Origin of the sequence: Mesorhizobium qingshengii, assembly GCF_027563465.1 — a bacterium.
GTDB lineage: Bacteria > Pseudomonadota > Alphaproteobacteria > Rhizobiales > Rhizobiaceae > Mesorhizobium > Mesorhizobium qingshengii_A.
Genome location: NZ_JAPFQA010000013.1, coordinates 94,186 through 119,792, shown reverse-complemented (window position 1 = coordinate 119,792; position 25,607 = coordinate 94,186). Strand labels below are relative to the sequence as shown.

Annotated in this window: 26 protein-coding genes and 1 pseudogene; 19 read left to right on the top strand and 8 right to left on the bottom strand. The window is 63.5% G+C overall.

The features are described 5' to 3' along the window. Nucleotides 1-27 precede the first annotated feature (27 nt). Nucleotides 28-2,190: a phospholipase D-like domain-containing protein gene (locus tag OOJ09_RS24115; protein ID WP_269907594.1), complete on the bottom strand. Its 2,163-nt coding sequence runs from the start codon at nt 2,188-2,190 to the stop codon at nt 28-30. Then, the gene (locus OOJ09_RS24110; protein ID WP_269907593.1) at nt 2,187-2,630 is read right to left on the bottom strand and encodes a hypothetical protein; all 444 of its coding nucleotides are present in this window, start codon (nt 2,628-2,630) and stop codon (nt 2,187-2,189) included. Before OOJ09_RS24110 ends, OOJ09_RS24115 begins: the two co-directional genes overlap by 4 nt. Before the next feature lie 79 nt (nt 2,631-2,709). On the opposite strand from OOJ09_RS24110, the gene OOJ09_RS24105 reads away from it, so the two are divergent. Further along, on the top strand, nt 2,710-3,081 hold the full coding sequence (locus OOJ09_RS24105) for a hypothetical protein (protein ID WP_269907592.1): 372 nt from the start codon (nt 2,710-2,712) through the stop codon (nt 3,079-3,081). A gap of 68 nt (nt 3,082-3,149) precedes the next feature. On the opposite strand, the gene OOJ09_RS24100 is transcribed toward OOJ09_RS24105, so the two are convergent. After that, nucleotides 3,150-4,031: a LysR family transcriptional regulator gene (locus OOJ09_RS24100; RefSeq protein WP_269907591.1), complete on the bottom strand. Its 882-nt coding sequence runs from the start codon at nt 4,029-4,031 to the stop codon at nt 3,150-3,152. A 195-nt stretch (nt 4,032-4,226) separates the two neighbouring features. On the opposite strand from OOJ09_RS24100, the gene OOJ09_RS24095 reads away from it, so the two are divergent. Beyond that, nucleotides 4,227-5,723 carry a CoA-acylating methylmalonate-semialdehyde dehydrogenase gene (locus OOJ09_RS24095; RefSeq protein ID WP_091578868.1) on the top strand — a complete coding sequence of 499 codons (1,497 nt, stop codon included), beginning with the start codon at nt 4,227-4,229 and terminating at the stop codon, nt 5,721-5,723. A gap of 66 nt (nt 5,724-5,789) precedes the next feature. On the opposite strand, the gene OOJ09_RS24090 is transcribed toward OOJ09_RS24095, so the two are convergent. Further along, nucleotides 5,790-6,590, bottom strand: coding sequence for an SDR family oxidoreductase (locus OOJ09_RS24090; RefSeq protein ID WP_269907590.1), 801 nt, complete (start codon nt 6,588-6,590; stop codon nt 5,790-5,792). Next, complete coding sequence (locus OOJ09_RS24085; RefSeq protein WP_269907589.1) at nt 6,587-6,916, bottom strand: nuclear transport factor 2 family protein; 330 nt, start codon at nt 6,914-6,916, stop codon at nt 6,587-6,589. The genes OOJ09_RS24090 and OOJ09_RS24085 overlap by 4 nt, the downstream gene beginning before the upstream one ends. A 78-nt stretch (nt 6,917-6,994) precedes the next feature. Here OOJ09_RS24085 and OOJ09_RS24080 point away from each other — a divergent pair, with 78 nt between their 5' ends. Together OOJ09_RS24080 and OOJ09_RS24075 are read left to right on the top strand one after the other, a co-directional pair. Then, complete coding sequence (locus tag OOJ09_RS24080) at nt 6,995-7,372, top strand: winged helix-turn-helix transcriptional regulator (RefSeq protein WP_269907618.1); 378 nt, start codon at nt 6,995-6,997, stop codon at nt 7,370-7,372. Between the two features lie 229 nt (nt 7,373-7,601). Further along, nucleotides 7,602-7,913 carry a hypothetical protein gene (locus OOJ09_RS24075; protein ID WP_269907588.1) on the top strand — a complete coding sequence of 104 codons (312 nt, stop codon included), beginning with the start codon at nt 7,602-7,604 and terminating at the stop codon, nt 7,911-7,913. A 9-nt stretch (nt 7,914-7,922) separates the two neighbouring features. Here OOJ09_RS24075 and OOJ09_RS24070 read toward each other — a convergent pair whose 3' ends face one another. Then, nucleotides 7,923-8,573 carry a GntR family transcriptional regulator gene (locus OOJ09_RS24070; RefSeq protein ID WP_167365090.1) on the bottom strand — a complete coding sequence of 217 codons (651 nt, stop codon included), beginning with the start codon at nt 8,571-8,573 and terminating at the stop codon, nt 7,923-7,925. Nucleotides 8,574-8,684: 111 nt separating this feature from the next. Here OOJ09_RS24070 and OOJ09_RS24065 point away from each other — a divergent pair, with 111 nt between their 5' ends. From OOJ09_RS24065 to OOJ09_RS24055, 3 genes are all read left to right on the top strand, one after another. After that, complete coding sequence (locus OOJ09_RS24065) at nt 8,685-9,578, top strand: dihydrodipicolinate synthase family protein (RefSeq protein ID WP_269907587.1); 894 nt, start codon at nt 8,685-8,687, stop codon at nt 9,576-9,578. Between the two features lie 68 nt (nt 9,579-9,646). After that, nucleotides 9,647-10,903, top strand: coding sequence for an NAD(P)/FAD-dependent oxidoreductase (locus tag OOJ09_RS24060; RefSeq protein ID WP_269907586.1), 1,257 nt, complete (start codon nt 9,647-9,649; stop codon nt 10,901-10,903). A 16-nt stretch (nt 10,904-10,919) separates the two neighbouring features. Next, nucleotides 10,920-11,921, top strand: coding sequence for a 4-hydroxyproline epimerase (locus tag OOJ09_RS24055; protein WP_269907585.1), 1,002 nt, complete (start codon nt 10,920-10,922; stop codon nt 11,919-11,921). A gap of 10 nt (nt 11,922-11,931) precedes the next feature. Here OOJ09_RS24055 and OOJ09_RS24050 read toward each other — a convergent pair whose 3' ends face one another. Then, nucleotides 11,932-12,831 carry a LysR substrate-binding domain-containing protein gene (locus OOJ09_RS24050; protein ID WP_269907584.1) on the bottom strand — a complete coding sequence of 300 codons (900 nt, stop codon included), beginning with the start codon at nt 12,829-12,831 and terminating at the stop codon, nt 11,932-11,934. A 126-nt stretch (nt 12,832-12,957) separates the two neighbouring features. Here OOJ09_RS24050 and OOJ09_RS24045 point away from each other — a divergent pair, with 126 nt between their 5' ends. The 12 genes and pseudogenes from OOJ09_RS24045 (at nt 12,958) to OOJ09_RS23990 (ending at nt 25,113) form a co-directional block, all read left to right on the top strand. After that, the gene (locus tag OOJ09_RS24045) at nt 12,958-13,344 is read left to right on the top strand and encodes an ectoine synthase (protein ID WP_256754396.1); all 387 of its coding nucleotides are present in this window, start codon (nt 12,958-12,960) and stop codon (nt 13,342-13,344) included. A 12-nt stretch (nt 13,345-13,356) separates the two neighbouring features. After that, nucleotides 13,357-13,455, top strand: a pseudogene (locus OOJ09_RS24040) (proline racemase family protein); the annotation flags it as partial. A gap of 334 nt (nt 13,456-13,789) precedes the next feature. Further along, nucleotides 13,790-14,692: a branched-chain amino acid ABC transporter permease gene (locus OOJ09_RS24035; RefSeq protein ID WP_269907583.1), complete on the top strand. Its 903-nt coding sequence runs from the start codon at nt 13,790-13,792 to the stop codon at nt 14,690-14,692. A gap of 3 nt (nt 14,693-14,695) precedes the next feature. Further along, complete coding sequence (gene livM, locus OOJ09_RS24030) at nt 14,696-16,090, top strand: high-affinity branched-chain amino acid ABC transporter permease LivM (RefSeq protein ID WP_269907582.1); 1,395 nt, start codon at nt 14,696-14,698, stop codon at nt 16,088-16,090. Next, entirely contained in the window at nt 16,090-17,640 is a 1,551-nt protein-coding gene (locus OOJ09_RS24025) for an ATP-binding cassette domain-containing protein (protein WP_269907581.1), read from the top strand. Before livM ends, OOJ09_RS24025 begins: the two co-directional genes overlap by 1 nt. Then, nucleotides 17,640-18,368, top strand: coding sequence for an ABC transporter ATP-binding protein (locus OOJ09_RS24020; RefSeq protein ID WP_269907580.1), 729 nt, complete (start codon nt 17,640-17,642; stop codon nt 18,366-18,368). The genes OOJ09_RS24025 and OOJ09_RS24020 overlap by 1 nt, the downstream gene beginning before the upstream one ends. An 18-nt stretch (nt 18,369-18,386) precedes the next feature. Next, nucleotides 18,387-18,734, top strand: a complete 348-nt coding sequence (locus tag OOJ09_RS24015; RefSeq protein ID WP_269907579.1) for a DUF6867 family protein — start codon at nt 18,387-18,389, stop codon at nt 18,732-18,734. 137 nt (nt 18,735-18,871) lie between these two features. Continuing rightward, complete coding sequence (locus OOJ09_RS24010; RefSeq protein ID WP_269907578.1) at nt 18,872-19,990, top strand: branched-chain amino acid ABC transporter substrate-binding protein; 1,119 nt, start codon at nt 18,872-18,874, stop codon at nt 19,988-19,990. Between the two features lie 299 nt (nt 19,991-20,289). Next, a complete protein-coding gene (gene pyc, locus OOJ09_RS24005) occupies nt 20,290-23,748 on the top strand; it encodes a pyruvate carboxylase (protein WP_269907577.1) in 3,459 nt (1,152 codons plus the stop codon). A 160-nt stretch (nt 23,749-23,908) separates the two neighbouring features. Then, nucleotides 23,909-24,169: a DUF2312 domain-containing protein gene (locus OOJ09_RS24000; RefSeq protein WP_027027312.1), complete on the top strand. Its 261-nt coding sequence runs from the start codon at nt 23,909-23,911 to the stop codon at nt 24,167-24,169. Between the two features lie 196 nt (nt 24,170-24,365). Next, nucleotides 24,366-24,806: a hypothetical protein gene (locus OOJ09_RS23995; protein WP_269907576.1), complete on the top strand. Its 441-nt coding sequence runs from the start codon at nt 24,366-24,368 to the stop codon at nt 24,804-24,806. Between the two features lie 7 nt (nt 24,807-24,813). Further along, a complete protein-coding gene (locus tag OOJ09_RS23990; RefSeq protein WP_269907575.1) occupies nt 24,814-25,113 on the top strand; it encodes a hypothetical protein in 300 nt (99 codons plus the stop codon). Between the two features lie 80 nt (nt 25,114-25,193). Here the strand turns inward: OOJ09_RS23990 and msrB are convergent, their stop codons facing one another. Beyond that, entirely contained in the window at nt 25,194-25,598 is a 405-nt protein-coding gene (gene msrB, locus OOJ09_RS23985; protein WP_013529102.1) for a peptide-methionine (R)-S-oxide reductase MsrB, read from the bottom strand. Between the last annotated feature and the right edge of the window lie 9 nt (nt 25,599-25,607).

Genomic DNA, 25,607 nt, shown 5'->3' with positions numbered 1-25,607 from the left:
GCGCCGCGATGGTGTCGCTCGAATTCATCAGAACGCCTGCTTGACCCAGTCTTGGTCGAACAGCAGGCGATAGGGCCACGGTATCGTCACCTTGGTCGCGACCGGGTTCGAGTGGGCGACATAGTCGTCATAGATCGGCTTCATCCTGGCGTAGAAGGCCGGGTCCAGGACCATCATGCCGTTCTCCGAGTCGTGGAAGAAGCTCCGGTTGTTGAGATTGACCGACGAGATGGCGACCAGCCGTTCGTCGATCATCATGATCTTGGAATGCAGCACGACATCGGGCGCCTTGAACTCGCGGATGTTGATGCGGTCGCCGTATTCCTCGACGAACAGCTTGTTGAGCGCGGTGAGGAATTTGCCGCCGATATCGCCCTTGAGATCGATGCGGCCGACAATGTCGATCCTGACGCCACGGGCCAGTGCCCGGTCGAAGGCGAGGCCAAGCTTCGGCGTCAGGTTGAGGTAGGGATTGACGATCTGGATGTGGCGCTGGGCGGCGTCGACCAGTTCGACGAAGTAATCCTCCAGCGCGTGGCCGTCCTCGTAGGGCACGGAAATGAAGTGCCGCGCCGTGCCCGACGGGCGGCGGCCATCGGAACGGACCGGAATGGAGAAGGGGCGCGCGATGTTGGTGTCGGCGTCGCGCAACCACAATGTCGACAGATGCGCTGAGAGCGTCTCGACCGTGGCTGGGTCGGCGAACTCGATGTCGAAGTCGCTCCAGTTCGAATAGTAGTTCAGCGAAAACCCATCCGTCTTGCCGTATTGCTGCAGGTCCGGATAGGGCGACAGATCGATCGGCCGGTGGAACAGGAAGCCGTCATGGATGTTGCGGCCGCCGATAATGACGCGCGAGCGCGCGGGATCCTGCGCCAGCGTGGCCAGCATCTTGACGTGATGGGTCTTGTGCAGTTGTGAAAGCTGCTCGTCGATCGGCGCGCCCTGATCGGCCCGCCAGCGATATTCCTGCAACTCGACATTGGGGAATTCGGCCGCCAGCCGGTGCAGCAGGGCATCGTCCTTGTCGCGCTCCAGCACGTCGGTGACCATGATGCGCACCTTGGTGCCGAGGGCGGCATGGTGGCGGATCAGCCGTTCCATGATGCGGCCGGAAAAGTCCGCCTTGAACTCCAGCGACGACAGATAGATCAGCTTGAGCCTTGGTGCTTTCGAGAAGTCGAGAGGCAGGTCCGGATCGCCCCTGTCGATGGCGCTGTCGGACAGCGGCGCGCCCATCAGGGCCTCGACCTTGGCATTGAAGCCGTCACGCGACTTCCGCAGCAGGCGCGGCTTGCCGATCGGCAAGGCGCAGGTCTGCGACAGCCAACGGCTGGCATAGAAGGCCCGGCCAAGGGGGTCGAGACCAGCGGCGTCGGGCGTCGGGCAGCGTTGGTAGCGACTGTCGAAGGCGGCGAGCGGCGGGTCGGCGACCTCTTCGCGCAGGATGGTGAGCGGAGCGCCGGTTGGGGCCAGATTCGAGCGGACGCGGAGGTTGCAGCGGTTCAGGGCATCGCTCGGGAACAGGCTGACCGTGTCGTCCTCGCCGGACAGGCGAAAGCGGAATGCCAAGCCCATGGCGATGGTGCGTGAGTTGCCGCCGTCGCGGATCGCCAGCGCGCCGTCGCATGTGCCCTCGATGACGGCCGGTTGCGTGCCAGCCTGGCGCAGCACGATCTCGACGCTACGGGCCTGCAGGCCGGAAAAGTCGAAAACCTTGGGCGCCGAAGGCCGCGCCGCCGCATCGATGTAGAGGGTCTGCCGCGACACCCGCCAGCGTCCGTCGAAATGGCCCTCGCCGCTGTCACTGCCGGCCGGTGGCAGATGCGTTTCGGCAACCGGCCCGGCCAGTTGCCGCAGCGTCCGGTAGGTCGCCTGGAAGTCGCCGTTGCGGACGTCATGGTAATCGTGACCGAAAGGACCGGTGCCATTGGCGCGATCCATGGCACCGACCTTGTTGTGGGCGAGCAGCGCCAGGAACCGCTTCTCGTAATCGCTGGCGCCGGCGTCGCCGAAGAATTGCGCGGCGGCGACCCGCGGTCCGGATGTGCCAGCCGACAGCGAAGGACGCGCACAGGCTTCTTGGCCTTGCAGGACGTCGCAGGCATCGCGGCCAGCGCTGGTGCAGCCGGCAAGCGCCGTGAGCGCCAGGCCAAACAGGGCGAGGGCGATGGATGCTTGGCCGTTCACCCAGTCGCTCCGGCCTTCAGGGCGTTCAATTGCGCCGGGTCGCGCGGCGGCATGAAGCCCTGCGGAAAGACCTTGCAGACGGGAATGGCAAAGGTGGCGATGAGGAGTTCCGCCTTGCCGCGCATTTTGCGCGGCGCCGTCCTGTCGTCGCGGATCGCTTTCGCCGAGGCGACAAGGGTACCATCGCAGTCGCAATGGTTGTGGCGGGCGATGTAGCAGGCGTCATGGATCCGGCAAGCCGCATCAAGGCGGTCGACCGGCCGGGCCGACAGATCGCCGGTGCGGGTACCGGGGCCGCAATAGTTGCCGAAGACGAGAGGCGAGGGCCGGGCCATCGCGGTACGGATCGGCTTGGGCAGTTCGGCCTCCGGCACCTTCGTCCACGGATTGGCGCAGGCCGAGACGAAAACCAGTGGCAGGATGGCAAGAACGGCTCGCATTTTTCCCGCGCCAGCTTTCTGGATTTCCCCACCTGGCGACCCGACCCGTGGTTGGTGCCGCACGCCTGATGCCACACTGGTGGGTTTTGTGGCAAGCAAAAGGCGCCGGGCACGGCTCGGCGCGCTTTACAACCCATTCGCACCGGGTTCGCCGTCCGATCCGCGCAAGTTCATCGAGGATTGGTCGATTGAAACCTGGAAGTGGATGATAGGTGGATCATACAGCACAGCCGATTTCAGCAATGACAGGCTTGCAAGGTTCCCGGACGGCTACCCTGTGCGCCTTGCCGATCTGAACTTTACGGTTATCGACAAGGATATCCGCCTGCACGGCCATTCCAGGTTTGCGTTTTCGGTGCGGGGAGCGCGCTATGGCTGTGTCAACTGCACGGTAATGGGCGAGAGCGCCGAGCAGGTGGAGCAGATGTGGGCCGATGGCGGACAAGGCTGAGCGTGTGGTGAATTCGTTCGCTCTCGACTCGCCTTGAACGGCGCATTGCGTTTGCCTGTGTTGCGAAATCAGGTGAACAGGCCCCGCTCTCGCTCCACCGCCTTGGTGATGAAGCTGGCGACGATCTGGACGCGGCGCAACGGCCTGACCGATTCGTGATAGACCAGCCAGTAGGCGCGGCGGATCGGCGCCACGACATCAACGGGCACCAGTTCGGGCATCGAGCGGGCGACGAAGGTGTGCAGGATGCCGATGCCGGCGCCTGAGCGCACTGCTTCGGCCTGGCCGAGCGCCGAGGAAATGGCGAAGCTGGTGCGCCAGTCGGGGCTGAATTCGGCCGCGTAGTCGAGCGAGGGGCTGACGATGAGGTCCGGCACATAGCCGATGAGGGTGTGCTGGCCAAGCTCGGCGGCTGTGTTGGGCAGGCCGTGCGCTTGCGCATAGGCGCGCGAGGCAAACAGCCCGAGCGAGTAATCGACCAGTTTTCCCGCCACCAGCCGGCCCTCCGTCGGCCGCTCGACCGTGATGGCGATGTCGGCCTCCCGGCGCGACAGGGAGAAGGAGCGCGGCACCGGCACGAGCTGGATCGTCAGTTCGCGGTGCAGCGCGGTCAGCGCGCCAAGGCGCTTGGCCAGGAAGGCGACGCCAAAACCGTCCGGGGCACCGATGCGCACCGTGCCGGAGACATCGTCGCCTTCGCCCGCGACGGTCGAGCGTGCGGCGATCATGTCGCCCTCCATGCGCTCGGCAATGTCGAGGAAGCGCTCGCCGGCGGGCGTCAGTTCGCTGCCGGTGGTCAGCCGGCGAAACAGCTTGGTCCTCAACGCATCCTCAAGCGCGGCGATGCGGCGCGAGACGGTGGCATGGTTGAGTTCCAGCCGCCTGGCAGCGCCAAGGATCTGGCCGGCGCGCGCCACCGCCAGGAAAATGCGGACGTCATCCCAGTTCATGGGGAAGGTCCCGGGGGCGTGAAGGAACTCAATCTCTCAATCCATTCTGCAGCTATTGCATTCCATCATTTGCGAGAATTGATGCTCCTTCGTCAACTGCTATCTATTTTCCGCACAACGGTTGCGTTCTGGCTCGCGTTGCCATCGACCCCGCAAAGGCGGACAATGCACCATCACAAACAAGGGAGAGAAATCATGATCGAATACGGTCATTTCATCGGCGGCAAGCATGTCGCCGGCACCAGCGGCCGCAAGCAGGATGTCATGCAGCCAATGGACGGCTCGGTGCGGGGCACGGTGGCGCTGGCTTCGCAAGCCGAACTGCGCGCGGCGGTCGAGAACGCCAAGGCGGCACAGCCCAAATGGGCGGCAACCAACCCGCAGCGCCGCGTGCGCGTGCTGATGAAGTTCCTCGAACTCGTCGCCCGCGACTATGACGAACTGGCCGATATCCTGGCCCGCGAGCACGGCAAGACCATCGCCGACGCCAAGGGTGATATCCAGCGCGGCCTCGAAGTGGTCGAGGTCTGCATCGGCGCCCCGCATATGATGAAGGGTGAATTCACCGACGGCGCCGGCCCCGGCATCGACGTCTATTCGATGCGCCAGCCGCTCGGCGTCGTCGCCGGCATCACGCCGTTCAACTTCCCGGCGATGATCCCGCTGTGGAAGATCGCGCCGGCCATCGCCTGCGGCAATGCCTTCATCCTGAAGCCGTCGGAGCGTGATCCGGGCGTGCCGATGCGCATCGCCGAACTGTTCCTCGAGGCCGGCCTGCCGGCGGGCATCCTCAACGTCGTCAACGGCGACAAGGACGTCGTCGACGCGATCCTCGACGATCCCGACATCAAGGCCATCGGCTTCGTCGGCTCGACGCCGATCGCTCATTACATCTATTCGCGCGGCACCGCCGCCGGCAAGCGCGTGCAGTGCTTCGGCGGCGCCAAGAACCACATGATCATCATGCCCGACGCCGACATGGACCAGACCGTCGACGCGCTGATCGGCGCCGGCTACGGCTCGGCCGGCGAGCGCTGCATGGCGATCTCGGTGGCCGTCCCGGTCGGCAACGACACCGCCAACCGGCTGATGGAAAAGCTGATCCCGCGCGTCGAGAGCCTGAAGGTCGGCCCGTCGACGGATTCGTCCGCCGATTTCGGCCCGCTGGTGACGGCGCAGGCGCTTGAACGGGTCAAGGGCTATGTCGACACCGGCGTCAAGGAAGGCGCCAAGCTGGTCGTCGACGGCCGCGGCTTCTCCATGCAGGGCTACGAGGACGGCTACTACATGGGCGGCTGCCTGTTCGACAACGTCACCGCCGACATGCGCATCTACAAGGAAGAGATCTTTGGGCCGGTGCTCTCGGTGGTGCGAGCGCCGACCTATGAGAGCGCGATCAAGCTCGCCAACGACCACGAGATGGGCAATGGCGTCGCCATCTTCACCCGCGACGGTGATGCCGCGCGCGACTTCGCCTCGCGGGTCCAGGTCGGCATGGTCGGCGTCAACGTGCCGATCCCGGTGCCGATCGCCTACTACACTTTCGGCGGCTGGAAGGCATCGTCCTTCGGCGACCTCAACCAGCACGGCCCGGATGCGTTCCGCTTCTACACCAAGACCAAGACGGTGACCTCGCGCTGGCCGTCCGGCATCAAGGACGGCGCGGAGTTCGTCATCCCGACGATGAACTGAGGTCTGACATCTGCTTTCACGAGTTGGGGGCGCGACTTTGTCGCGCCCCTTTCCATTTGCATGACACTACACGGTCGGGATGGTGCCGCCGTCGATGACGTATTCGGCGCCGTGGATCGCCGAGGCTCGGTCCGAGACAAGGAATGCCACCAGTTCGGCGACCTCCTGCGGCCATGCCGGCCGGCCGATCGGGATGCCGCCCAGCGCATCCATGATGCCCTGGCGGGCGGTTTCCTCGTCCGAACCGGAATGGGCGGCCAGCCGCTTCACCATCGCCTCCGATGCGGTGGTGTGGATCCAGCCCGGTGCCACGGTGTTGACCCGGATGCCTATCGGGCCGAGTTCCTTGGAGAGCGCCTTGCTGTAGGTTGAAAGGGCTGCCTTCGCCGCCGCGTAGGCGATGGTGGATTCATGCAGCGGCAGGCGGCGCTGGATCGACGATATGTGGACGATCGCGCCTGAGCCCTGCTCGACCATAAGCGGCACAAGCATGCGGTCGAGCCGCACCGCGGCGAGCAGGTTGAGGCTGAGTTCGTCCTGCCAGAGCTGATCGGTCAGTCCGGCAAATCCGCCACCGGGGCTCTTCGAACCGCCGACGCTGTGCACGATGATGTCGATGCCGCCAAGCTGCTCCATGACACCCGCGGCCACGGTCTCGGTGCCCGCCAAGGTGCTCAGATCGGCCTGCACGAACAGCGTCGGCGATGATGCTTCGGTCGCGGAGCGAGCGGTGGTGACCACCGTCGCACCCGCCGCAGAAAGCCGACGAACGATGGCTTCGCCGGCACCCTTGGTGCCGCCGGTGACCAGAACGCGCTTGCCGGCAAATTCCTGATGGTCGAGCGTGAATTTCCAGGGGATGGTCATGCGCCGATCTCCAGCCGCGTGATCCTGTCGTCGGCCAGCGTGAAGTTGTAGTGGAGCGTCGCCGGACTGCCGGGGAAATTGCCCGAGACGATGCCGGCGATCCGCCATGCGTCGCCATTGACGGTCGCGTCGGCGACCTCGACCGTCACCCGGTATTTGTTTGTCGTTGCTTCCATCCAGTCGCGGATGGCGATCGAGCCCCGATGGGTTTCGCCTTCGTCCCGGACCGTCGCGTCCAACGAGAAGGGGGCGAGCATGGCGTCGACGTCATGCCTGTTCTTGGCGGCGAAATAGTCGGTCAGCGGCTGCGGAAGGTTTGCGGTCATGGTTTCGTCTCCGGTTTCTGCCGCCGACTTGAAGTCCACGGCGCTTGTCCGGTTGCTAAAATGCGTTATGCTGAAGAAATGACAAGAACCGACGAAAAAGTAAGGTACTTACCAGAAGGTAAGGTTGAGGCACTGACGCCGTTGTCCGCGGCGAGCGGTGTGGAGAACGTGCTGCGCATCCTTGAGGGCCGCTGGAAGCTGGTGATCCTGTTTCACCTGTTCGGTGGCAAGGTGCTGCGCTTCTCCGATCTCGAACGGGCGATCCCGGCGATCTCGCAAAAGATGCTGATCCAGCAGCTGAGACAGATGGAGGGCGACGGCATCGTGCGCCGCATCGTGCATCATCAGGTGCCGCCGAAGGTCGAATACTGCCTGACCGACTGGGGGCAGGCGCTATGCCCGGCCCTCGACGCCCTGCTGAAATGGGCGGCACTTCGCGAACCTGCAGAAACCTGACCCGGATCGTCGCCTCGCAGCACGCCGCAAGGGCCGAAATGGTGCTTGTTTTCGAATCGGGACCTCACCATATCGAATCCAGGGAATGCGATGGAAATTCCCTGACGACAGACCGGAAACCAGAAGGAGTGACGTGATGAAGACGTCGAACCCGGCCTGGAACGCTCCGGCATATTGAGGCGGCCCATGTGCCTCCCTTGCCGGACCGTGAAGGCGAAGGAGGTGCCAGATGGCACGCAAGTTTTCGTTTCGATGGATCAGGATAGCCGCGATCGGCGCTGCACTGGCTCTGTCGACGCTATCAGCACAGGCGCAATTCGTCTGCGGCGGCCACAGTGATCTTGTCGCGGGACTGGCGCAGGCCTTTCAACAAAAGCAGATCGGCTACGGTGTGGTCGGGCCAACTGCCATTGTCGAGATTTATGCTTCGGCCAGTGGGACATGGTCCATGCTGGTAACCGATGTGCGGGGCCGGAGCTGCGTCTTCGCGACCGGTGACGGATGGGAAAACACCGACACCGCAACGACGCAAGGGATCTGAACCGCCCGATCAGCGCGTTGCAGCCACCTCGGCATGGCCGCGCAGCAGCGCCATCAGGCGCTTGGCGTCCTTGGCGGCTGCCTCCTCGTCGCCGTCGAGGATCGAGCGGATCAACGCGACATGGTGTTCGGCGGATTCGGCAAGGCCAGTGTCGGCCTTGTAGCGAAACCAGAAGCGGCGGCTATGGGTTTGCAATGGTGCCGCCAACCGGGCGGCGAACGGGTTGTCGGCAGCCAGCGCCAGCGCCTCGTCGAGTGCCTTGTCGGCCTGGATGAAGGCAAGGACGTTGCCCGAGATCACCGCCTTCTGCATGGCAAGGGCGGCTTCATGAAACAGGTCGGCGGCTTCGCGGGTGACGAAGCGGGCTGCCGAACGGGCCAGGACCACCTCGACGCCGCGGCGCGCATCGAGCACGCGCAGCCAGTCGCCGGGATGGAGCGGCGCTATCGCGATGCCGGCGCGCGGCCGCACGTCAAGCAGCCCTTCCCAAGCCAGCCGCTGGATCGCCTCGCGCACGGGCGTGCGGCCAAGCGCCAGCCTCTCGATCAGGGTGCCCTCGGTGACAAAGCTTGCCGGCGCCAGCTCCAGCGTGACGATCATGTGCTCCAGCACACGGTAGGCTTTGGCCGCCGCCGGCTCGGATGCGATGCTTGCTTCCATGGATATCAAACGCGCCCTCTTGATATATTTTAGATATATCACAGGAGAATCCGCATTGACAGACGGTTTCTTAACAGATATATGGCTGATATATCAGATGGAGCAATGACCATGTGGACCGGAGTTTTTCCCGCCGTTACGACCAAATTCACCGCGGACGACCGCCTCGACCATGCCGAGATGGAGCGCTGCTTCGGCCTGCAGATGGAGGCCGGCTGTGACGGCATCATCGTCTGCGGATCGCTCGGCGAAGGGCCGATGCTTTCCCATGACGAGAAGATCGAGGTTCTGAAGACAGCACAGAAGGTCGCCGGCAAGAAGCCGGTGCTGCTGACGGTCAACGAGGCCGGCACGCGTGAGGCCGCCAGCATCGCCCGGCGCGCCGCCAAAGAGGGCGCCAATGGCCTGATGGTGGTGCCGAGCCCGATCTACCACACCAATGCGGAAGAGACGGTCGCGGCGCTGCGCGCCGTCGCCGAGGCCGGCGACCTGCCTGTCATGATCTATTCCAACCGGCTCGCCTACCGCGTCGACGTCACCGTCGATCAGATGGAGGAGCTGGCATCGGACAAGCGCTTCGTCGCCATCAAGGAATCCTCCGACGATATCAGGCGCTCGACCGAGATCATCAATCGCCTCGGCAGCCGCTATGATCTGTTCACCGGCGTCGACAATCTCGCCTTCGAGGCTTTGTCGGTCGGCGCCATCGGCTGGGTGGCCGGGCTGGTCACCGCCTTCCCGCGCGAGACCGTTGCCATCTACCAGCTGATGAAGCAGGGCCGCCGAGAGGAGGCGCTCGCCATCTACCGCTGGTTCCGGCCGCTGCTCGATCTCGACGTCTCGACCTATCTGGTGCAGAACATCAAGCTTGCCGAAGTGTTCGCCATTCAAACCAACGATCGCGTGCGCATGCCGCGCCAGCCGCTGTCGGGCTCGCGCCGCAAGACAGTCGAAAAGATCATCAAGGACGCGCTGGCGGTTCGGCCGACGCTGCCGAAGTTCTGAGGTTGTAGTCCTGGCGTTCGCATAGGGTTCATTCATATGCTCCCTCACCACAAGATGGGTGGCCGCACGTGAGCGGCGAAAGCGGCACCCAGATCGACGTCGCCATCATCGGTGGCGGCATCATCGGCATCTGCGCCGCCGCCTTCCTCACCGAGGCGGGGCGCAAGGTCACCATCTTCGATCGGACGGGCATCTGCGAGGAGACGAGCTCCGGCAACGCCGCTGCCTTTGCCTTCTCCGACGTGCTGCCGCTGGCGCACAAGGGCATGGTCCGGCAACTGCCGAAATGGCTGGCCGATCCGCTAGGACCACTCAGCATCCCGCCGGCCTATCTGCCCAGGCTTCTGCCCTGGCTGATCCGCTTCTGGCGCGCCGGTGCACCGGCAAAATACGAGGCGGGCCTCGCTGCCCAGGCGGGCATGATGAAGCTCGCCGAGGCGGAATGGATGGACCTGCTCGATCGCTCCGGCACGCGATCGATGCTGCGCGAGGACGGCTCGCTCGAACTCTACGAAAGCCAAGCCGAGTTCCGCGCCTCGCTGCCGGGCTGGGCGGCGCGCGCGCGTTTCGGCATTGGCTTTCGCCATGTCGAGGGCGACGACCTTGCGACCTGGCAGCCGGGGCTTTCGCCGCGCTTCGTCAAGGGCACGTTCGTGCCGGGATGGAAGACGGTCGCCGATCCGAAACTGCTCGGCAAGGCGGTGTGGGCCTATGCACAGGCCAAGGGCGCCCGCTTTGAAATGGCCCGCATCGACCGCGTCACGGCGAACCAGGATGGCGCTGCGCTGACGCTGGCGGATGGTACGATCCGGCAAGCCAGGCACCTCGTCGTCGCCGCCGGCGCATGGTCGCATCTGCTGGCGAGGCAGCTCGGTGATCGCATTCCGCTCGAAACCGAACGCGGCTACAACACGACGCTGCCGAAGGGTGCCTTCGACGTGAAGCGGCAGCTGATCTTCTCAGGACATGGCTTCGTCATCACACCGCTTGAAACAGGCCTGCGTGTCGGCGGCGCCGTCGAACTGGGCGGCATCGAGCGGCCGCCCAACTACGCCCGCTCGAAGGCGCTGCTGCAAAAGGCGCAGAAGTTCCTGCCGGGGCTGGATCCGGCCGGCGGACGCGAATGGATGGGGTTCCGTCCCTCCCTGCCGGATTCGGTGCCCGTCATAGGTCGTGCGCCTGGAGTCCAGTCGGTGGTCTATGCCTTCGGCCATGGCCATCTCGGCCTGACCCAGGCGGCGGCCACCGGGCGGTTGATCCGCGACCTCGTCCTGGGGCAGACTCCGCCGATCGACCTGGCCCCCTTCAGTCCACAACGGTTTTGATTTTTCGAGGAGCGTCATGGCCAAGAAATCCTTCTTCTGCATAGACGGCCACACCTGCGGCAATCCGGTGCGGCTGGTCGCCGGCGGCGGCCCGCTGCTGCAGGGGTCGACGATGATGGAGCGGCGGGCGCACTTCCTCGCCGAATATGACTGGATCCGCACCGGGCTGATGTTCGAGCCGCGCGGCCATGACGTGATGTCCGGCTCGATCCTCTATCCGCCGACGCGTGAGGATTGCGACATCGCCATCCTGTTCATCGAAACCTCGGGCTGCCTGCCGATGTGCGGCCACGGCACCATCGGCACGGTGACGATGGCGATCGAGCACGGACTGATCAAGCCGAAGACGCCGGGCGTGCTCAGGCTCGACACGCCGGCCGGTCTGGTGATCGCCGAATACAAGCAGGTCGGCGACTATGTCGAGGAGGTGCGCATCACCAACGTGCCCTCCTTCCTCTACGCCGAAGGGCTGACGGTCGAATGCCCGCAGCTCGGTGAGATCACCGTCGATGTCGCCTATGGCGGCAATTTCTACGCCATTGTCGAGCCGCAGAAGAACTACCGCGACATGGCTGACTATTCGGCGGGCGACTTCATCGCCTGGAGCCCGGTGGTGAGGCAACGGCTCAACGAAAAGTACTCCTTCGTGCATCCGGAAAACCCCGATATCAACCGGCTGTCGCACATGCTGTGGACCGGGAAGCCCACGGTGGAGGGAGCCGACGCGCGCAATGCCGTCTTCTACGGCGACAAGGCGATCGACCGCTCGCCTTGCGGCACCGGCACCTCGGCGCGCATGGCGCAGCTTCGTGCCAAGGGCAAACTCAAGGCGGGCGACAGCTTCGTCCATGAATCGATCATCGGTTCGCTGTTCAAGGGCAAGGTCGAAAAAGACGTCACCGTCGCCGGCAAACCGGCCATCATTCCCTCGATCGGCGGCTGGGCGCGGATGACAGGATTGAACACCATCTTCATCGACGACCGCGATCCGTTCGCGCATGGTTTTGTGGTCAAGTGATACCGCACGTTCAGACCTGCTGATCGTCTGTCCCGGCATCGACCGAGACCGCCTGGCGGAACCAGTCGGCGAAGGTAAGCGCGGCGGGCGAGGCATCCACCGACATCGTCAGGAAGTAGCCCTTGTCGCGGTTGGTTGCGACCTGCGACAAGACGATCAGGTCGCCGCGCTTCAACTCGTCACGAAAAACGTCGACTGGACAAAGCGCCACACCGTGACCGGCGATGACCGCCGTTGCAAGAATGTTGAAGTCGGCGAAGACGGGTCCGTTGCCTACATCGAAATTGGGTAATCCGGCCTCGGAGAACCACTCCCGCCAGCCTTCGCGGTTCTCGTCATGCAGCAGGTCGGCGCCAGCGATCCCGGCAGGTGTTCGCAGATAGTCGTTGCCGGCGAAGTACTGGGGGCTGCACACCGGCCGGTTCAGGCGCGAAAAGAGCTTGAGACTGGTAACGCCGGGCGTCGGATCGGCTCCAAGCGTGATCAGCACATCGCTCTCACCATCGCCGAGCCTCTCCTCTGCCCGGGCGTAAGCGACCCGCATGCCGATATCGGGATGGCTGGCGCTGAAGTCCGGCATGCGGGGCACGAGCCAGCGGCTGGCAATGGAAGGTATGCACCCCACGGACACGGTCGCCACAGCTGCATTGCGCCGAATGCGCCGGCACGTGGCGCCGAGTTCGGCAAGTGCCCCGCTCGCCGATGCCTGAAGGATCATCCCGGCATCCGTCAGTCGTACCTTGCGCGCATCCCGGTGGAAGAGGGACACGCCCAGCCATTCCTCCAGCCGCCTTATCTGGTGGCTGATGGCCGGGTGCGTGACATGAAGTTCCTCGCCGGCAGCGGAGAAACTCAAATGGCGCGCAGCGGCCTCGAAAGCACGGACGGCGTTGAGCGGGACATATTCCATGTGTAAAATTTACTAACATATCAGATGAGAAGCAATCATTTGAAAGCCTGCATACGTTGCGGCACTCCTGCAGCCCGATCCTGGAGGCGTTCAGCACTCCAGGTCCTTGGCGCACTGGGAGAGATCATGTTTACAAGACAATTGGTTGATGTAGAAAAATCCGACTTCTTCGTTGATTGGGGCAATGGCACCAGCCATCGCCTGCTGACACAAAAGGACGGCATGGGGTTCACTGTCTGTCATACCGTCGTGCGGGCAGGCAGCGAATCACGTCTCCACTATCGGCGGCATTTGGAGGCCTGCTACTGCGTCGCCGGCTCTGGTGAAGTCGAAGACATGTCCGGTGAAGTGCATCGTATCGAACCGGGCACGATCTATGTGCTCAATGAACATGACGATCACTATCTGCGTGCCGACGCTGCCGGCGATATGATCCTAGTCAGCGTATTCAACCCTCCCCTTGATGGCACCGAGCGGCATGTCCTGAGCGAGAATGGCGGGTCTGCCTACTGAGCCGGAGGAGTCATCATTCCCTCGATCGGCGGCTGGGCGCGGATGACAGGATTGAACACCATCTTCATCGACGACCGCGATCCGTTCGCGCATGGTTTTGTGGTCAAGTAAAGGGAATCCTGACCCTGCGGAAAGCGATGCCGCGAAAAAACGGATCGTGTCAGGAACGCAACGATTCTTCTCATCACCTACTTTTGACGGCGATTTCTTCGAAACGGGGCGCATGATGCGGTCGAATCGTCAAAGACATTGCGTTATGCCAATGCTAGGGTCCGCGATAGTCCAGGGACCGGACGGGAAAAAAGGGCAATCGGATGGCGTGCCGCCAAAACGCGCATGACGGTTGAAAAATCACGTTGCAATCCGGGCTCGAAACTTTACGACTAGGGGAAATACGAAAAGGAATGCGTCTGCATGGGCGACATTCCAGGGGAGCCACGTACACATGCAGTACTTTGTCCAGCAGCTTATCAATGGGCTGACGCTGGGATCGATCTATGGGCTGATCGCAATCGGCTACACGATGGTCTACGGCATCATCGGCATGATCAATTTCGCCCATGGCGATATCTTCATGGTCGGCGCCTTCACCGCCCTCATCGTTTTCCTCATCCTCGGCGCGTTGTTCTATTCGGTGCCGATCGTCATCGCGCTGCTGATCATGATGGTCGTCGCGATGCTGCTCACCAGCCTCTACAACTGGACGATCGAGAAGGTGGCCTACCGGCCGCTGCGCGGGTCGTTCCGGCTGGCGCCGCTGATCACCGCCATCGGCATGTCGATCGCGCTGTCCAACTTCGTCCAGGTGACGCAGGGCCCGCGCAACAAGCCGGTCCCGCCGATGGTGTCCAAGGTCTACGACATCGCTGGCGTCAGCGTGTCGCTGAAGCAGATCATCATCGTCGTGGTGACCGCGATCCTGCTGGCGGTCTTCTGGTACCTGGTCAACAAGACCGCGCTCGGCCGGGCGCAGCGCGCTTGCGAGCAGGACCGCAAGATGGCGGCGCTGCTCGGCATCGACGTCGACCGCACCATCTCGATCACCTTCATCATGGGCGCAGCACTTGCCGCCGTCGCCGGTACGCTGTTCCTGATGTACTACGGCGTGGTGGTGTTTTCCGACGGCTTCACGCCGGGTGTCAAAGCGTTCACCGCGGCCGTTCTCGGCGGCATCGGTTCGCTGCCGGGCGCCGTGCTCGGCGGACTCCTGATCGGCTTCATCGAGAGCATGTGGTCGGCCTATTTCTCGATCGACTACAAGGACGTCGCCGCCTTCTCCATCCTGGCGATCGTGCTGATCTTCCTGCCTTCCGGCATTCTGGGCCGGCCAGAAGTCGAAAAGGTCTAGATCATGGCGGTTACCGTTACTCCGGAGCGCGACGTCGTCGCCACGCCCATTCAACGCGCTCTTCGCGAGGCGTTCTATGCCGGCGCCATTTCGCTTGGCCTGTTCGTGCTGTTCATCGGCCTGAAGACCGATCAGAACATTTCGAACGAGCTGATCCTGGTGCAGCGCTGGGGCCTGCTTGCCGCGGTGGTTGTCCTCACCGCCGTCGGCCGCTTCCTCTATGTCGGCTTCGCGCAGCCGGCGATGGAGAGGGCGAAGGCGGAAAAGGCTCAGGCTCCCGCCGCCGCCGTGACGGCGCCCGGCTTCCTGCGCCGGAACTTCAACAAGATCGGCGTCGCCGTGCTTTTGGTGTATCCGATCGTGATCGTTCTGCTTGTCGGCTTTCAAGGCTCGTTGAAATGGGTCGACAATTTCGGCATCCAGATCCTGATCTATGTGATGCTGGCCTGGGGCCTGAACATCGTCATCGGCCTCGCCGGCCTGCTTGACCTCGGCTACGTCGCGTTCTACGCGGTCGGCGCCTACGCCTATGCGCTGCTGGGCACGCATTTCGGACTGTCGTTCTGGATCCTGCTGCCGGCAGCCGGCCTGATGGCCGCGTTCTGGGGCGTGATGCTCGGCTTTCCGGTGCTGCGCCTGCGCGGCGACTATCTGGCGATCGTCACGCTGGCCTTCGGCGAGATCATACGCCTGGTGCTGATCAACTGGCGCGAAGTGACCAACGGCTCGGCCGGTATTTCCGGCATCCCCAAGGTCACCTTCTTCGGCCTGATGTCGTTCAATGTCTCGGACCCGAACTACATCGCCAAGGTGCTCGGCATCGCCCAGTCGGGCGCCTACTACAAGATCTTCCTCTATTACCTGATCCTGGGGCTCTGCTTCCTCACCGCGTTCGTCACCATCAGGCTTCGCCGCCTGCCGGTCGGGCGGGCCTGGGAGGCCCTGCGCGAGGACGAGATCGCCTGCCGCTCGCTCGGCATCAACACCACCACCACCAAGCTCACCGCCTTTGCCACCGGCGCCATGTTCGGCGGCTTTGCCGGTTCGTTCTTTGCCGCACGGCAAGGTTTCGTCAGCCCGGAATCCTTCGTCTTCCTGGAATCGGCGATCATCCTTGCCATCGTCGTGCTGGGCGGCATGGGCTCGCTGGGCGGCATCGCGGTTGCGGCGCTGGTGATGATCGGCGGCACCGAAATCCTGCGCGAGCTGGACTTCCTCAAGGCGATATTCGGCCCTGATTTCACCCCGGAGCTTTATCGCATGCTGTTGTTCGGCATAGCCATGGTCGTGGTCATGCTGTGGAAGCCGCGTGGCTTCGTCGGCAGCCGCGAGCCGACAGCCTTCCTCAAGGAGCGAAGGGCCGTCTCGGGCTCCTTCACCAAGGAGGGACACGGCTGATGGATACGAACCCGATTCAGAAGGCCAACCCGGGCATGAACGAAGCCATCCTGCAGGTCGAGCATCTGTCGATGAAGTTCGGCGGCCTGGTCGCGATCGGCGACCTGTCCTTCCAGGCCCGGCGCGGCGAGATCACCGCCTTGATCGGACCGAACGGCGCCGGCAAGACCACGGTGTTCAACTGCATCACCGGCTTCTACAAGCCGTCGGAAGGCATGATCACGCTCAACCGGGCCGATGGTTCGAGCTTCATGCTCGAGCGTTTGCCGAACCATGAGATTCCGGCGCGCGCCAAGGTGGCGCGCACCTTCCAGAATATCCGCCTGTTCTCGGGCATGACGCTGCTCGAGAACCTGCTGGTCGCCCAGCACAACAAGCTGATGAAGGCGTCGGGCTATACGCTGCTCGGCCTGTTCGGCTTCCCGAGCTACCGCAAGGCATCTGCCGAATCGATCGATCTGGCCAGGCATTGGCTGGAGAAGGCCAATCTCGTCGATCGTGCCGACGATCCGGCCGGCGACCTGCCCTATGGCGCGCAGCGGCGCCTGGAGATTGCGCGTGCCATGTGCACGGGACCGGAACTTCTCTGCCTCGACGAGCCGGCCGCCGGTCTCAACCCGAAGGAATCGGCAGCACTCAACGAACTGCTGATGGACATCAAGAACAATACCGGCACCTCGATCTTGCTGATCGAGCACGACATGTCGGTGGTCATGCAAATCTCCGACCATGTCGTGGTGCTCGAATATGGCCGCAAGATCTCCGACGGCAGTCCGCAATCGGTGCGCACCGACCCGCGCGTCATCGCCGCCTATCTCGGTGTCGACGACGAGGAGGTCGAGACGGTGCTGACCGAGGTCGGCGACGAAGACGTCATCGAACAGCTGGATACCGGCCCCGACTCCGCGCATGGCCCCGGCACCTCGTCTTCGTATCTCGCCGGACCGGTGAGCGACACGATCGGCCACAGCGAGGGCGAGCGCGTCACGGTGTCGAAGGGCGCTTCGAAGGCGGCGCAGATCGATGCGCGCGCGGCGAGCGTTGCCAGCAGACCCGCTGCCGCAAAGTCCGCTTCGCCGGCAAAGGCGGCGGCGAAGAAAGCGGCCGCCAAGGCTCCCGCGGCGAAGGCCGAAGGCATTTCGAACCGCCTCGCTGCCCCCCGGGCCGGCAAGGCCGACAATCTGACCCGTATCAAGGGCATCGGCACGGTCAACGAGAAGAAGCTCAACGAACACGGCATTTTCCACTTCGACCAGATCGGAGCCTGGAAGAAGGCCGATGTCGAGGCGGCTGAAGCCTATCTCGCCTTTGACGGACGCATTGCGCGTGAGGAATGGGTCAAGCAGGCCAAGCTTCTCGGCCAGGGCAAGGGCACGGAATTCTCGCGCCGCCTCGATGCGGGCAAGGTGGCGACCAGCCATGCTTCCGGAAAGACTGCCAGTGCAGCTTCCGGAAAGACTGCCAGTGCAGCTTCTGGAAAGACCGCCAGCGCGGCTTCCGGAAAGGCCGCGGCCAAGCCTGTCGCGGGCAAGCGCGGAGGACGCAAATAATGGCCGGCGCAACACTGCTCGATATCAAGGGCGTCCAGACCTATTACGGCAACATACGGGCGCTGAACGGCGTCGACGTCACCGTCAACGAGGGTGAGATCGTCGCGCTGATCGGTGCCAACGGCGCCGGCAAGTCGACACTGATGATGACCATTTTTGGTGCCCCACGCGCTCGCGCGGGCACCATCACCTTCGCCGGCACCGACATAACCCAGATGCCGACGCACGAGATCGCGCGCATGCGCATCGCCCAGTCGCCCGAGGGCCGGCGCATCTTCCCGCGCATGACGGTGATGGAAAACCTGCAGATGGGCGCGAGCCTCGACAACCTCAAGCACTATGACGAGGACGTCGAGAAGGTGTTCACGCTGTTTCCGCGGCTCAAGGAGCGCATCGCCCAGCGCGGCGGCACGCTGTCCGGTGGCGAGCAGCAGATGCTGTCGATCGGACGCGCGCTGATGGCGCGGCCGAAGCTGCTTCTGCTCGACGAGCCGTCGCTGGGTCTGGCGCCACTGATCGTCAAGCAGATCTTCGATGCCATCCGCGAACTGAACCGCACGCAAGGGCTGACTGTGTTCCTGGTCGAGCAGAACGCCTTCGGCGCGCTCAAGCTCGCCACGCGCGCCTATGTCATGGTCAACGGCAACGTGACGATGAGCGGCACCGGCAAGGAACTGCTCGCCAATCCGGAAGTGCGCGCCGCCTATCTCGAAGGCGGACATCACTGAGCCTAGGAGACATCAATCATGCAGGGCATTCTCTACGAGGAACCCTCGATCTGGCAGTTCTTCTTCGTCACCTGTCTGCTTGGCGGCTGGGCGGCGTGGATGACGGGCAAGGCCAGCGCCCAGACATGGCGCAGTTTCGCGCAACTGTTCGCCTATATGCTGGGCCTCGGCATCGGCATACGTTTCATCCATCACGCGCTGTTCGGCGGCACGATGTTCTCGCTGCATTACTACATCGTCGACACCATCGTGCTGATGATACTTGGGTTCATCGGCTATCAATACACGCGCACCAACCAGATGGTTACGCAGTATAATTGGCTCTATGAAAGAGCATCGCTTTTGAGCTGGAAGCCGAAAGGTTGACGTTCATGATTAACGCCGTTTCGGGGATGAATCGGCGTGACAAGTGCCTGAAAATCGGCAAACTGTGCTTTCTGCGATAAGGGTGGGCATCGCATGAAAGTATCATCCACGCCCACTCCGTAAATGGGAGCGTTTATATGAAAAAGTCACTCTTGTCCGCCGTCGCACTGACCGCGCTTGTCGCGTTCAGCGGCAGCGCGTGGGCTGACATTCTGATCGGCGTTGCCGGTCCGATCACCGGCCCGAACGCAGCCTTCGGCGCGCAGCTGCAGAAGGGCGCCGAGCAGGCTGCCGCCGACATCAACGCGGCGGGCGGCATCAACGGCCAGCAGATCAAGCTCGAAGTCGGTGACGACGTTTCGGATCCGAAGCAGGGCATCTCGGTCGCCAACAAGTTCGTCGCCGACGGCGTCAAGTATGTCATCGGCCACTTCAACTCGGGCGTCACCATTCCGGCGTCGGAAGTCTATGCCGAGAACGGCATTCTCGTCATCACGCCTTCGGCGACCAACCCGCAACTGACCGAGCGCGGCCTGTGGAACACGTTCCGCACCTGCGGACGCGACGACCAGCAGGGCAAGGTTGCCGGCGACTATCTCGCGAAGAACTTCAAGGACGGCAAGATCGCCGTCGTCCACGACAAGACGCCTTACGGCCAGGGCCTCGCCGACGAAACCAAGAAGGCGCTCAACGCCGACGGTTTGAAGGAAGCCATGTATGAAGGCATCAATGTCGGCGACAAGGACTTCTCGGCCCTCATCGCCAAGATGAAGGAAGCCGGCGTCACCGTCGTCTACTACGGTGGCCTGCATACGGAAGCCGGCCTGATCATGCGCCAGCTCGCTGACCAGGGCCTCAAGGCCCAGTTCATGTCGGGCGACGGCATCGTGTCGAACGAGCTGGCCTCGATCGCCGGTGACGCTGTCAACGGCACGCTGATGACGTTCGCTCCCGATCCGCGCAAGAACCCGAACGCCAAGGAACTCGTCGAGAAGTTCCGTGCAGCCGGTTTCGAGCCTGAAGCCTATACGCTCTACTCTTACGCCGCCATGCAGATCGTCGCCGCCGCCGCCGCCAAGGTCGGCTCGGCCGACGACGCGCAGAAGGTTGCAGCAGAGATCAAGGCGAGTGGCCCCTGGAAGACCGCCATCGGCGACATCGGCTATGACGCGAAGGGCGACATCACCCGCCCCGACTACGTCCTCTACACCTGGAAGAAGGGTGACGACGGCAAGTACACCTACTTCGAACAATAAGCCGACAAACGCCTGAAATCGGAAAATGCCCGGCGCTACGCGTCGGGCATTTTTCTTTTGGGCGTCTTTCTCCGGGACGCCGGCGGCAAGCCGCCGAGGGCTGCCGTTAGCCGGAAAATGATCTTGGCCTGATCGGCAATGCAGGCGCTTTCTTGCGCGTTTGCGCGAATGCGGCCGGCGTTGCTGCAAAGAATCGATTTAAATCGGTTTAAATCCGCATGGATTTTGTTTGCACTGCAGCATTTTCGCGCTAATCATGGCGCCGATTTCTCTTCCCTTCCGCTGCTGGAGCCCAGTCCTTGGCCATCACGAAGATCCTTGTCGCCAACCGGTCCGAAATCGCCATTCGCGTCTTTCGCGCGGCCAACGAGCTTGGCCTCAAAACCGTGGCGATCTGGGCCGAGGAGGACAAATACTCGCTGCACCGCTTCAAGGCCGACGAAAGCTACCAGGTCGGGCGTGGGCCACATCTGGCCAGGGACATGGGGCCGATCGAAAGCTATCTGTCGATCGAGGAAGTGATCCGCGTCGCCAGGCTTTCGGGCGCCGATGCCATCCATCCGGGCTACGGGCTTCTGTCGGAAAGCCCTGAATTCGCCGAGGCCTGTGCCGAAGCCGGCATCACCTTCATCGGACCGAAGCCGGACACGATGCGCCGGCTCGGCAACAAGGTCGCGGCGCGCAATCTCGCCATCGAGGTCGGCGTGCCGGTGATCCCCGCCACCGACCCGTTGCCGGACGACATGGACACGGTCAAGAAACTGGCCAAGGAGATCGGCTATCCGGTGATGCTGAAGGCATCGTGGGGCGGCGGCGGGCGCGGCATGCGCGCCATCCGCTCCGAAGCCGATCTTGCCCGCGAGGTCATGGAAGGCAAGCGCGAGGCGAAAGCCGCCTTCGGCAAGGATGAGGTCTATCTCGAAAAGCTCATCGAGCGCGCCCGCCATGTCGAGGTCCAGGTGCTTGGCGACACGCATGGCAATGTCGTGCACCTGTTCGAGCGCGACTGCTCGATCCAGCGCCGCAACCAGAAGGTCGTCGAGCGCGCGCCGGCGCCCTATCTCGAAATGTCGCAACGCGAAGAGCTTTGCGGCCATGCGCTGAAGATCGCCCGCGAGACCAGCTATATCGGCGCCGGCACGGTCGAGTTCCTGCAGGATGCCGACAGCGGCAAATTCTATTTCATCGAGGTCAATCCCCGCATCCAGGTCGAACACACCGTCACCGAGCAGGTGACCGGCATCGACATCGTCAAGGCGCAGATCCACATCCTCGACGGCTTTGCCATCGGCACTCCGGACTCTGGCGTCCCGGCGCAGAAGGACATCCGGCTGAACGGCCATGCCCTGCAGTGCCGCATCACCACGGAAGACCCCGAGCACAATTTCATCCCGGACTATGGCCGTATCACCGCCTATCGCGGCGCGACGGGCTTCGGCATCCGCCTCGATGGCGGCACCGCCTATTCCGGCGCGGTCATCACCCGCTTCTACGATCCGCTGCTGGAGAAGGTGACGGCCTGGGCGCCGACGCCGGCCGAAACCATCGCCCGCATGAACCGGGCGCTGCGCGAGTTCCGCATCCGCGGCGTCGCCACCAACCTGACCTTCCTCGAAGCGATCATCAATCACCCGAGCTTCGCCGACAATTCCTACACGACAAAGTTCATCGACACGACGCCGGAGCTGTTCCAGCAGGTCAAGCGCCAGGACCGCGCCACCAAGCTCATCAACTATCTGGCCGACGTGTCGGTCAACGGTCATCCCGAGACGCGTGGCCGGCCGCAACCGAAGGCCGATGCTGCGGCTCCGATCGTGCCCTACCTCAACGGCAACGTGCCAACCGGCAGCAAGCAGAAGCTGGATGTGCTGGGACCGGAGAAATTCGCTGCCTGGATGCGCGATCGCAAGGAGGTGCTGGTCACCGACACGACAATGCGCGACGGTCATCAGTCGCTGCTGGCGACGCGCGTGCGCACGCATGACATCGCCGGCATCGCCGGCACCTATGCACGCGCCCTGCCGCAGCTGCTGTCGCTCGAATGCTGGGGCGGCGCCACGTTCGACGTCGCCATGCGCTTCCTCACCGAAGACCCGTGGGAGCGGCTGTCGCTGGTGCGCGAGGCAGCCCCCAACCTGTTGCTGCAGATGCTGCTGCGCGGCGCCAATGGCGTCGGCTATACCAACTATCCCGACAATGTCGTGCAGCATTTCGTCCGCCAGGCGGCTGCCGGCGGCATCGACCTGTTCCGTGTCTTCGACTGCCTGAACTGGGTCGAGAACATGCGCGTCGCCATGGACGCGGTCGGCGCCGAGGGCAAGCTGATCGAAGCGGCGATCTGCTACACCGGCGACATTCTCGATCCGGCGCGGGCCAAGTACGACCTGAAATATTATGTCGGGCTGGCCAAGGAGTTGCAGGCCGCCGGCGCGCACATCATCGCGGTCAAGGACATGGCCGGCCTGTTGAAGCCGGCCGCGGCGCGGGTGCTGTTCAAGGCGCTGCGCGAGGCGACCGACCTGCCGATCCATTTCCACACCCACGACACGTCGGGCCTGTCGGCGGCGACGGTGCTGGCGGCGGTGGAGAGCGGCGTCGACGCCATCGACGCGGCGATGGATGCCTTCTCCGGCAACACATCGCAGCCTTGCCTCGGCTCCATCGTCGAGGCGCTCAAGGGCACCGAGCGCGATCCAGGCCTCGACCCGCAGTGGATCAGGAAAATCTCGTTCTACTGGGAAGCGGTGCGCAACCAGTATGCTGCCTTCGAAAGCGACCTCAAGGGGCCTGCCTCGGAAGTCTATCTGCACGAAATGCCGGGCGGGCAGTTCACCAACCTCAAGGAGCAGGCGCGCTCGCTTGGGCTGGAGACGCGCTGGCACGAGGTGGCGCAGACCTATCACGACGTCAATCTGATGTTCGGCGACATCGTCAAGGTGACGCCGTCGTCCAAGGTTGTCGGCGACATGGCGCTGATGATGGTCAGCCAGGACCTGACCGTTGCCGATGTCGAGAATCCGGCCAGGGACATTGCCTTCCCGGACTCGGTCGTCTCGATGCTGCGCGGCGATCTCGGCCAGTCGCCCGGCGGCTGGCCGCAAGCGCTGCAGAAGAAGGCGCTGAAGGGCGACAAGCCGATCACGGCGCGGCCGGGTTCGCTGCTCAAGGCAGCCGATCTCAAGGCCAGCCGCAAGGAGATCGAGGACAAGCTCGAACGCAAGCTCAGCGAGTTCGAATTCGCCTCGTGGCTGATGTATCCGAAGGTGTTTTCCGACTTCGCCGGAGCGCAGGAAACCTATGGCCCGGTCAGCGTGCTGCCGACGCCGACCTATTTCTACGGCATGAAGCCGGAAGACGAGATTTTCGTCGACATCGAGAAGGGCAAGACGCTGGTGGTGCGCTGTCTGGCGATCGGCGACGTCGACGACAAGGGCATGGTCACCGTGTTCTTCGAGCTCAACGGCCAGCCGCGTCGCGTCAAGGTGCCGGACAGGGCGCATGGCGCGTCCGCCGCCAAGGCCCGCCGCAAGGCCGAGCCCGGCAACGAGGCGCATGTCGGCGCGCCGATGCCGGGCGTCGTCTCGGCGCTTTCGGTTGCCGCCGGCCAGACGGTGAAGGCCGGCGACGTGCTGCTTTCCATCGAAGCGATGAAGATGGAAACGGCGCTGCATGCCGAGCGCGACGGCACGGTCGCCGAGGTGCTGGTCAAGGCCGGCGACCAGATCGATGCCAAGGATCTGCTGATCGCTTTCGGGTGAAAGAAACGGCTGTCGAGCCTGGGTTGTCCGCACCTGGCGGCAACCTTTCATGCCGCGTCGATAACGGCTTGACCCGCCGCCCACGGTCGGGCATCGAACCGCTGAAATCAGCCGCCGCATGCTTTCCGAGTCGCGGCGTGGAAACGATGTGGAGAAAGACATGGCCGACGATATCACCGAGACCAGCCAGACTGTTGCCGCCGGCCAGCTGCGTGCCTTCATCGAACGCATAGAGCGGCTCGAGGAAGAGAAGAAGACCATCTCCGACGACATCAAGGAAGTGTTCGCCGAGGCCAAGGGCACCGGCTTCGACACCAAGGCGATGCGCACGATCATCCGGCTGCGCAAGAAGGATCAGGCCGAGCGCCAGGAGGAGGAAACCATCCTCGATCTCTACAAGGCCGCGCTCGGCATGGTGTAAGAGACTGTCTGGAAATTCTACTCCGGCGGCCATCTGATGGCGTTTTCTGCGCTTCCGGTGCTCACAGACCCGAAAGTCCGCTGCGCTCCGGTTCTCGAAACCACCACCATATGACTCGCCAGAGCGAATTTCGAAACAGTCTCCGAGAGGCCGGCAACAGCCAGCCTGGGAGTGATGCTGGAACGGGCATCGAACCATGAGCGAATTCGACTTCGGCGCCCGCCGCGCTTCTGAATTCCGCCATCGCGGCTTCTGGACGCTGTTCGACGAACGTCATCCCAAGGAAAGGGCTCTGATGGCGAGGCGCGGACCCTGGTTCTGGCAGCGCGGGATGCCCGACTTCGCATTGGTCCTTTCCATGTATGTCGCGCCGGCGCAGAACCATGTCGGCGTCTTCTTCGGCCGCAACGAGAAGTTCGGTGCCACGCAAGCCTGGTCGCGGTTGAAGCCGTTCCAGCCGGCGATCGAAGACAGGCTGAAGCTCAGGCCGGAACAAAGCTGCGAGGGCCTCGGCATCAATTCGATGTGGCGGGTGAACTGCTTTGCCGAGGACAACTGGCCGGCCATGACCGACTGGCTGGTGACCGAATGTTCGCGCATCCAGCGCGCCGTCACCGAAGTCCTGGGACAGGGGTAGATATCTGGTGCTGGCGGATTTCTTCCGCTCGCGCTGGCTTGGCCAGGTGCCGCTCGACCGGCTGTTCTGGCGCGACATGGTGCTCGTCGGCACGGCGATCAGCATTGCATCGTCGGTGGCGGCGCTCATCCTGCTTGCATTGAAGCAGCCGCTCGAGGCTGTCCTGGCGGTGCATTTCGCGCCGGTGCCCTACAACATCTTCCTGATGTCGGCCGTCTGGCGGACCGCCGAGAAAATTGGCGGCACCAAGGCTTCAATGATGATGCCCGGTGCCGCGCTGTGGCTGATCCTGACGATCGTGTTCTGACCGGGGCACTCAATTGTCCGGCCAATGAAAAAGGCGGCCAAAGCCGCCTTTCCAAAAAACCTGCCAATCGGGCCTGCAGCTCAGGCGGCCGGCTCGAATTTCAAAGCCACGCCGTTGATGCAATAGCGCAGGCCGGTCGGCGGCGGGCCGTCCTCGAAGACGTGGCCGAGATGGCTGCCGCAGCGGGCGCAATGGCATTCGGTACGCACCATGCCGTAGCTGCGGTCGACGGTGTTTTCGACCGAGCCGGGGACCGGGTCGTTGAAACTCGGCCAGCCGGTGCCGCTCTCGAACTTCAGCTTGGATTCGAACAGCGGCTGGTCGCAGCCGACGCAGGAAAAGGTGCCGGCGCGCTTCTCGTAGAGCAAAGCGCAGCTTCCCGGCCGCTCGGTGCCGTGGCCGCGCATGACCGCATATTGCTCCGGCGTCAGCCGGGCGCGCCATTCGGCGTCGGTGCGGGTCACGGGGTAGGTGTGGGTATCCATTTGATCTCC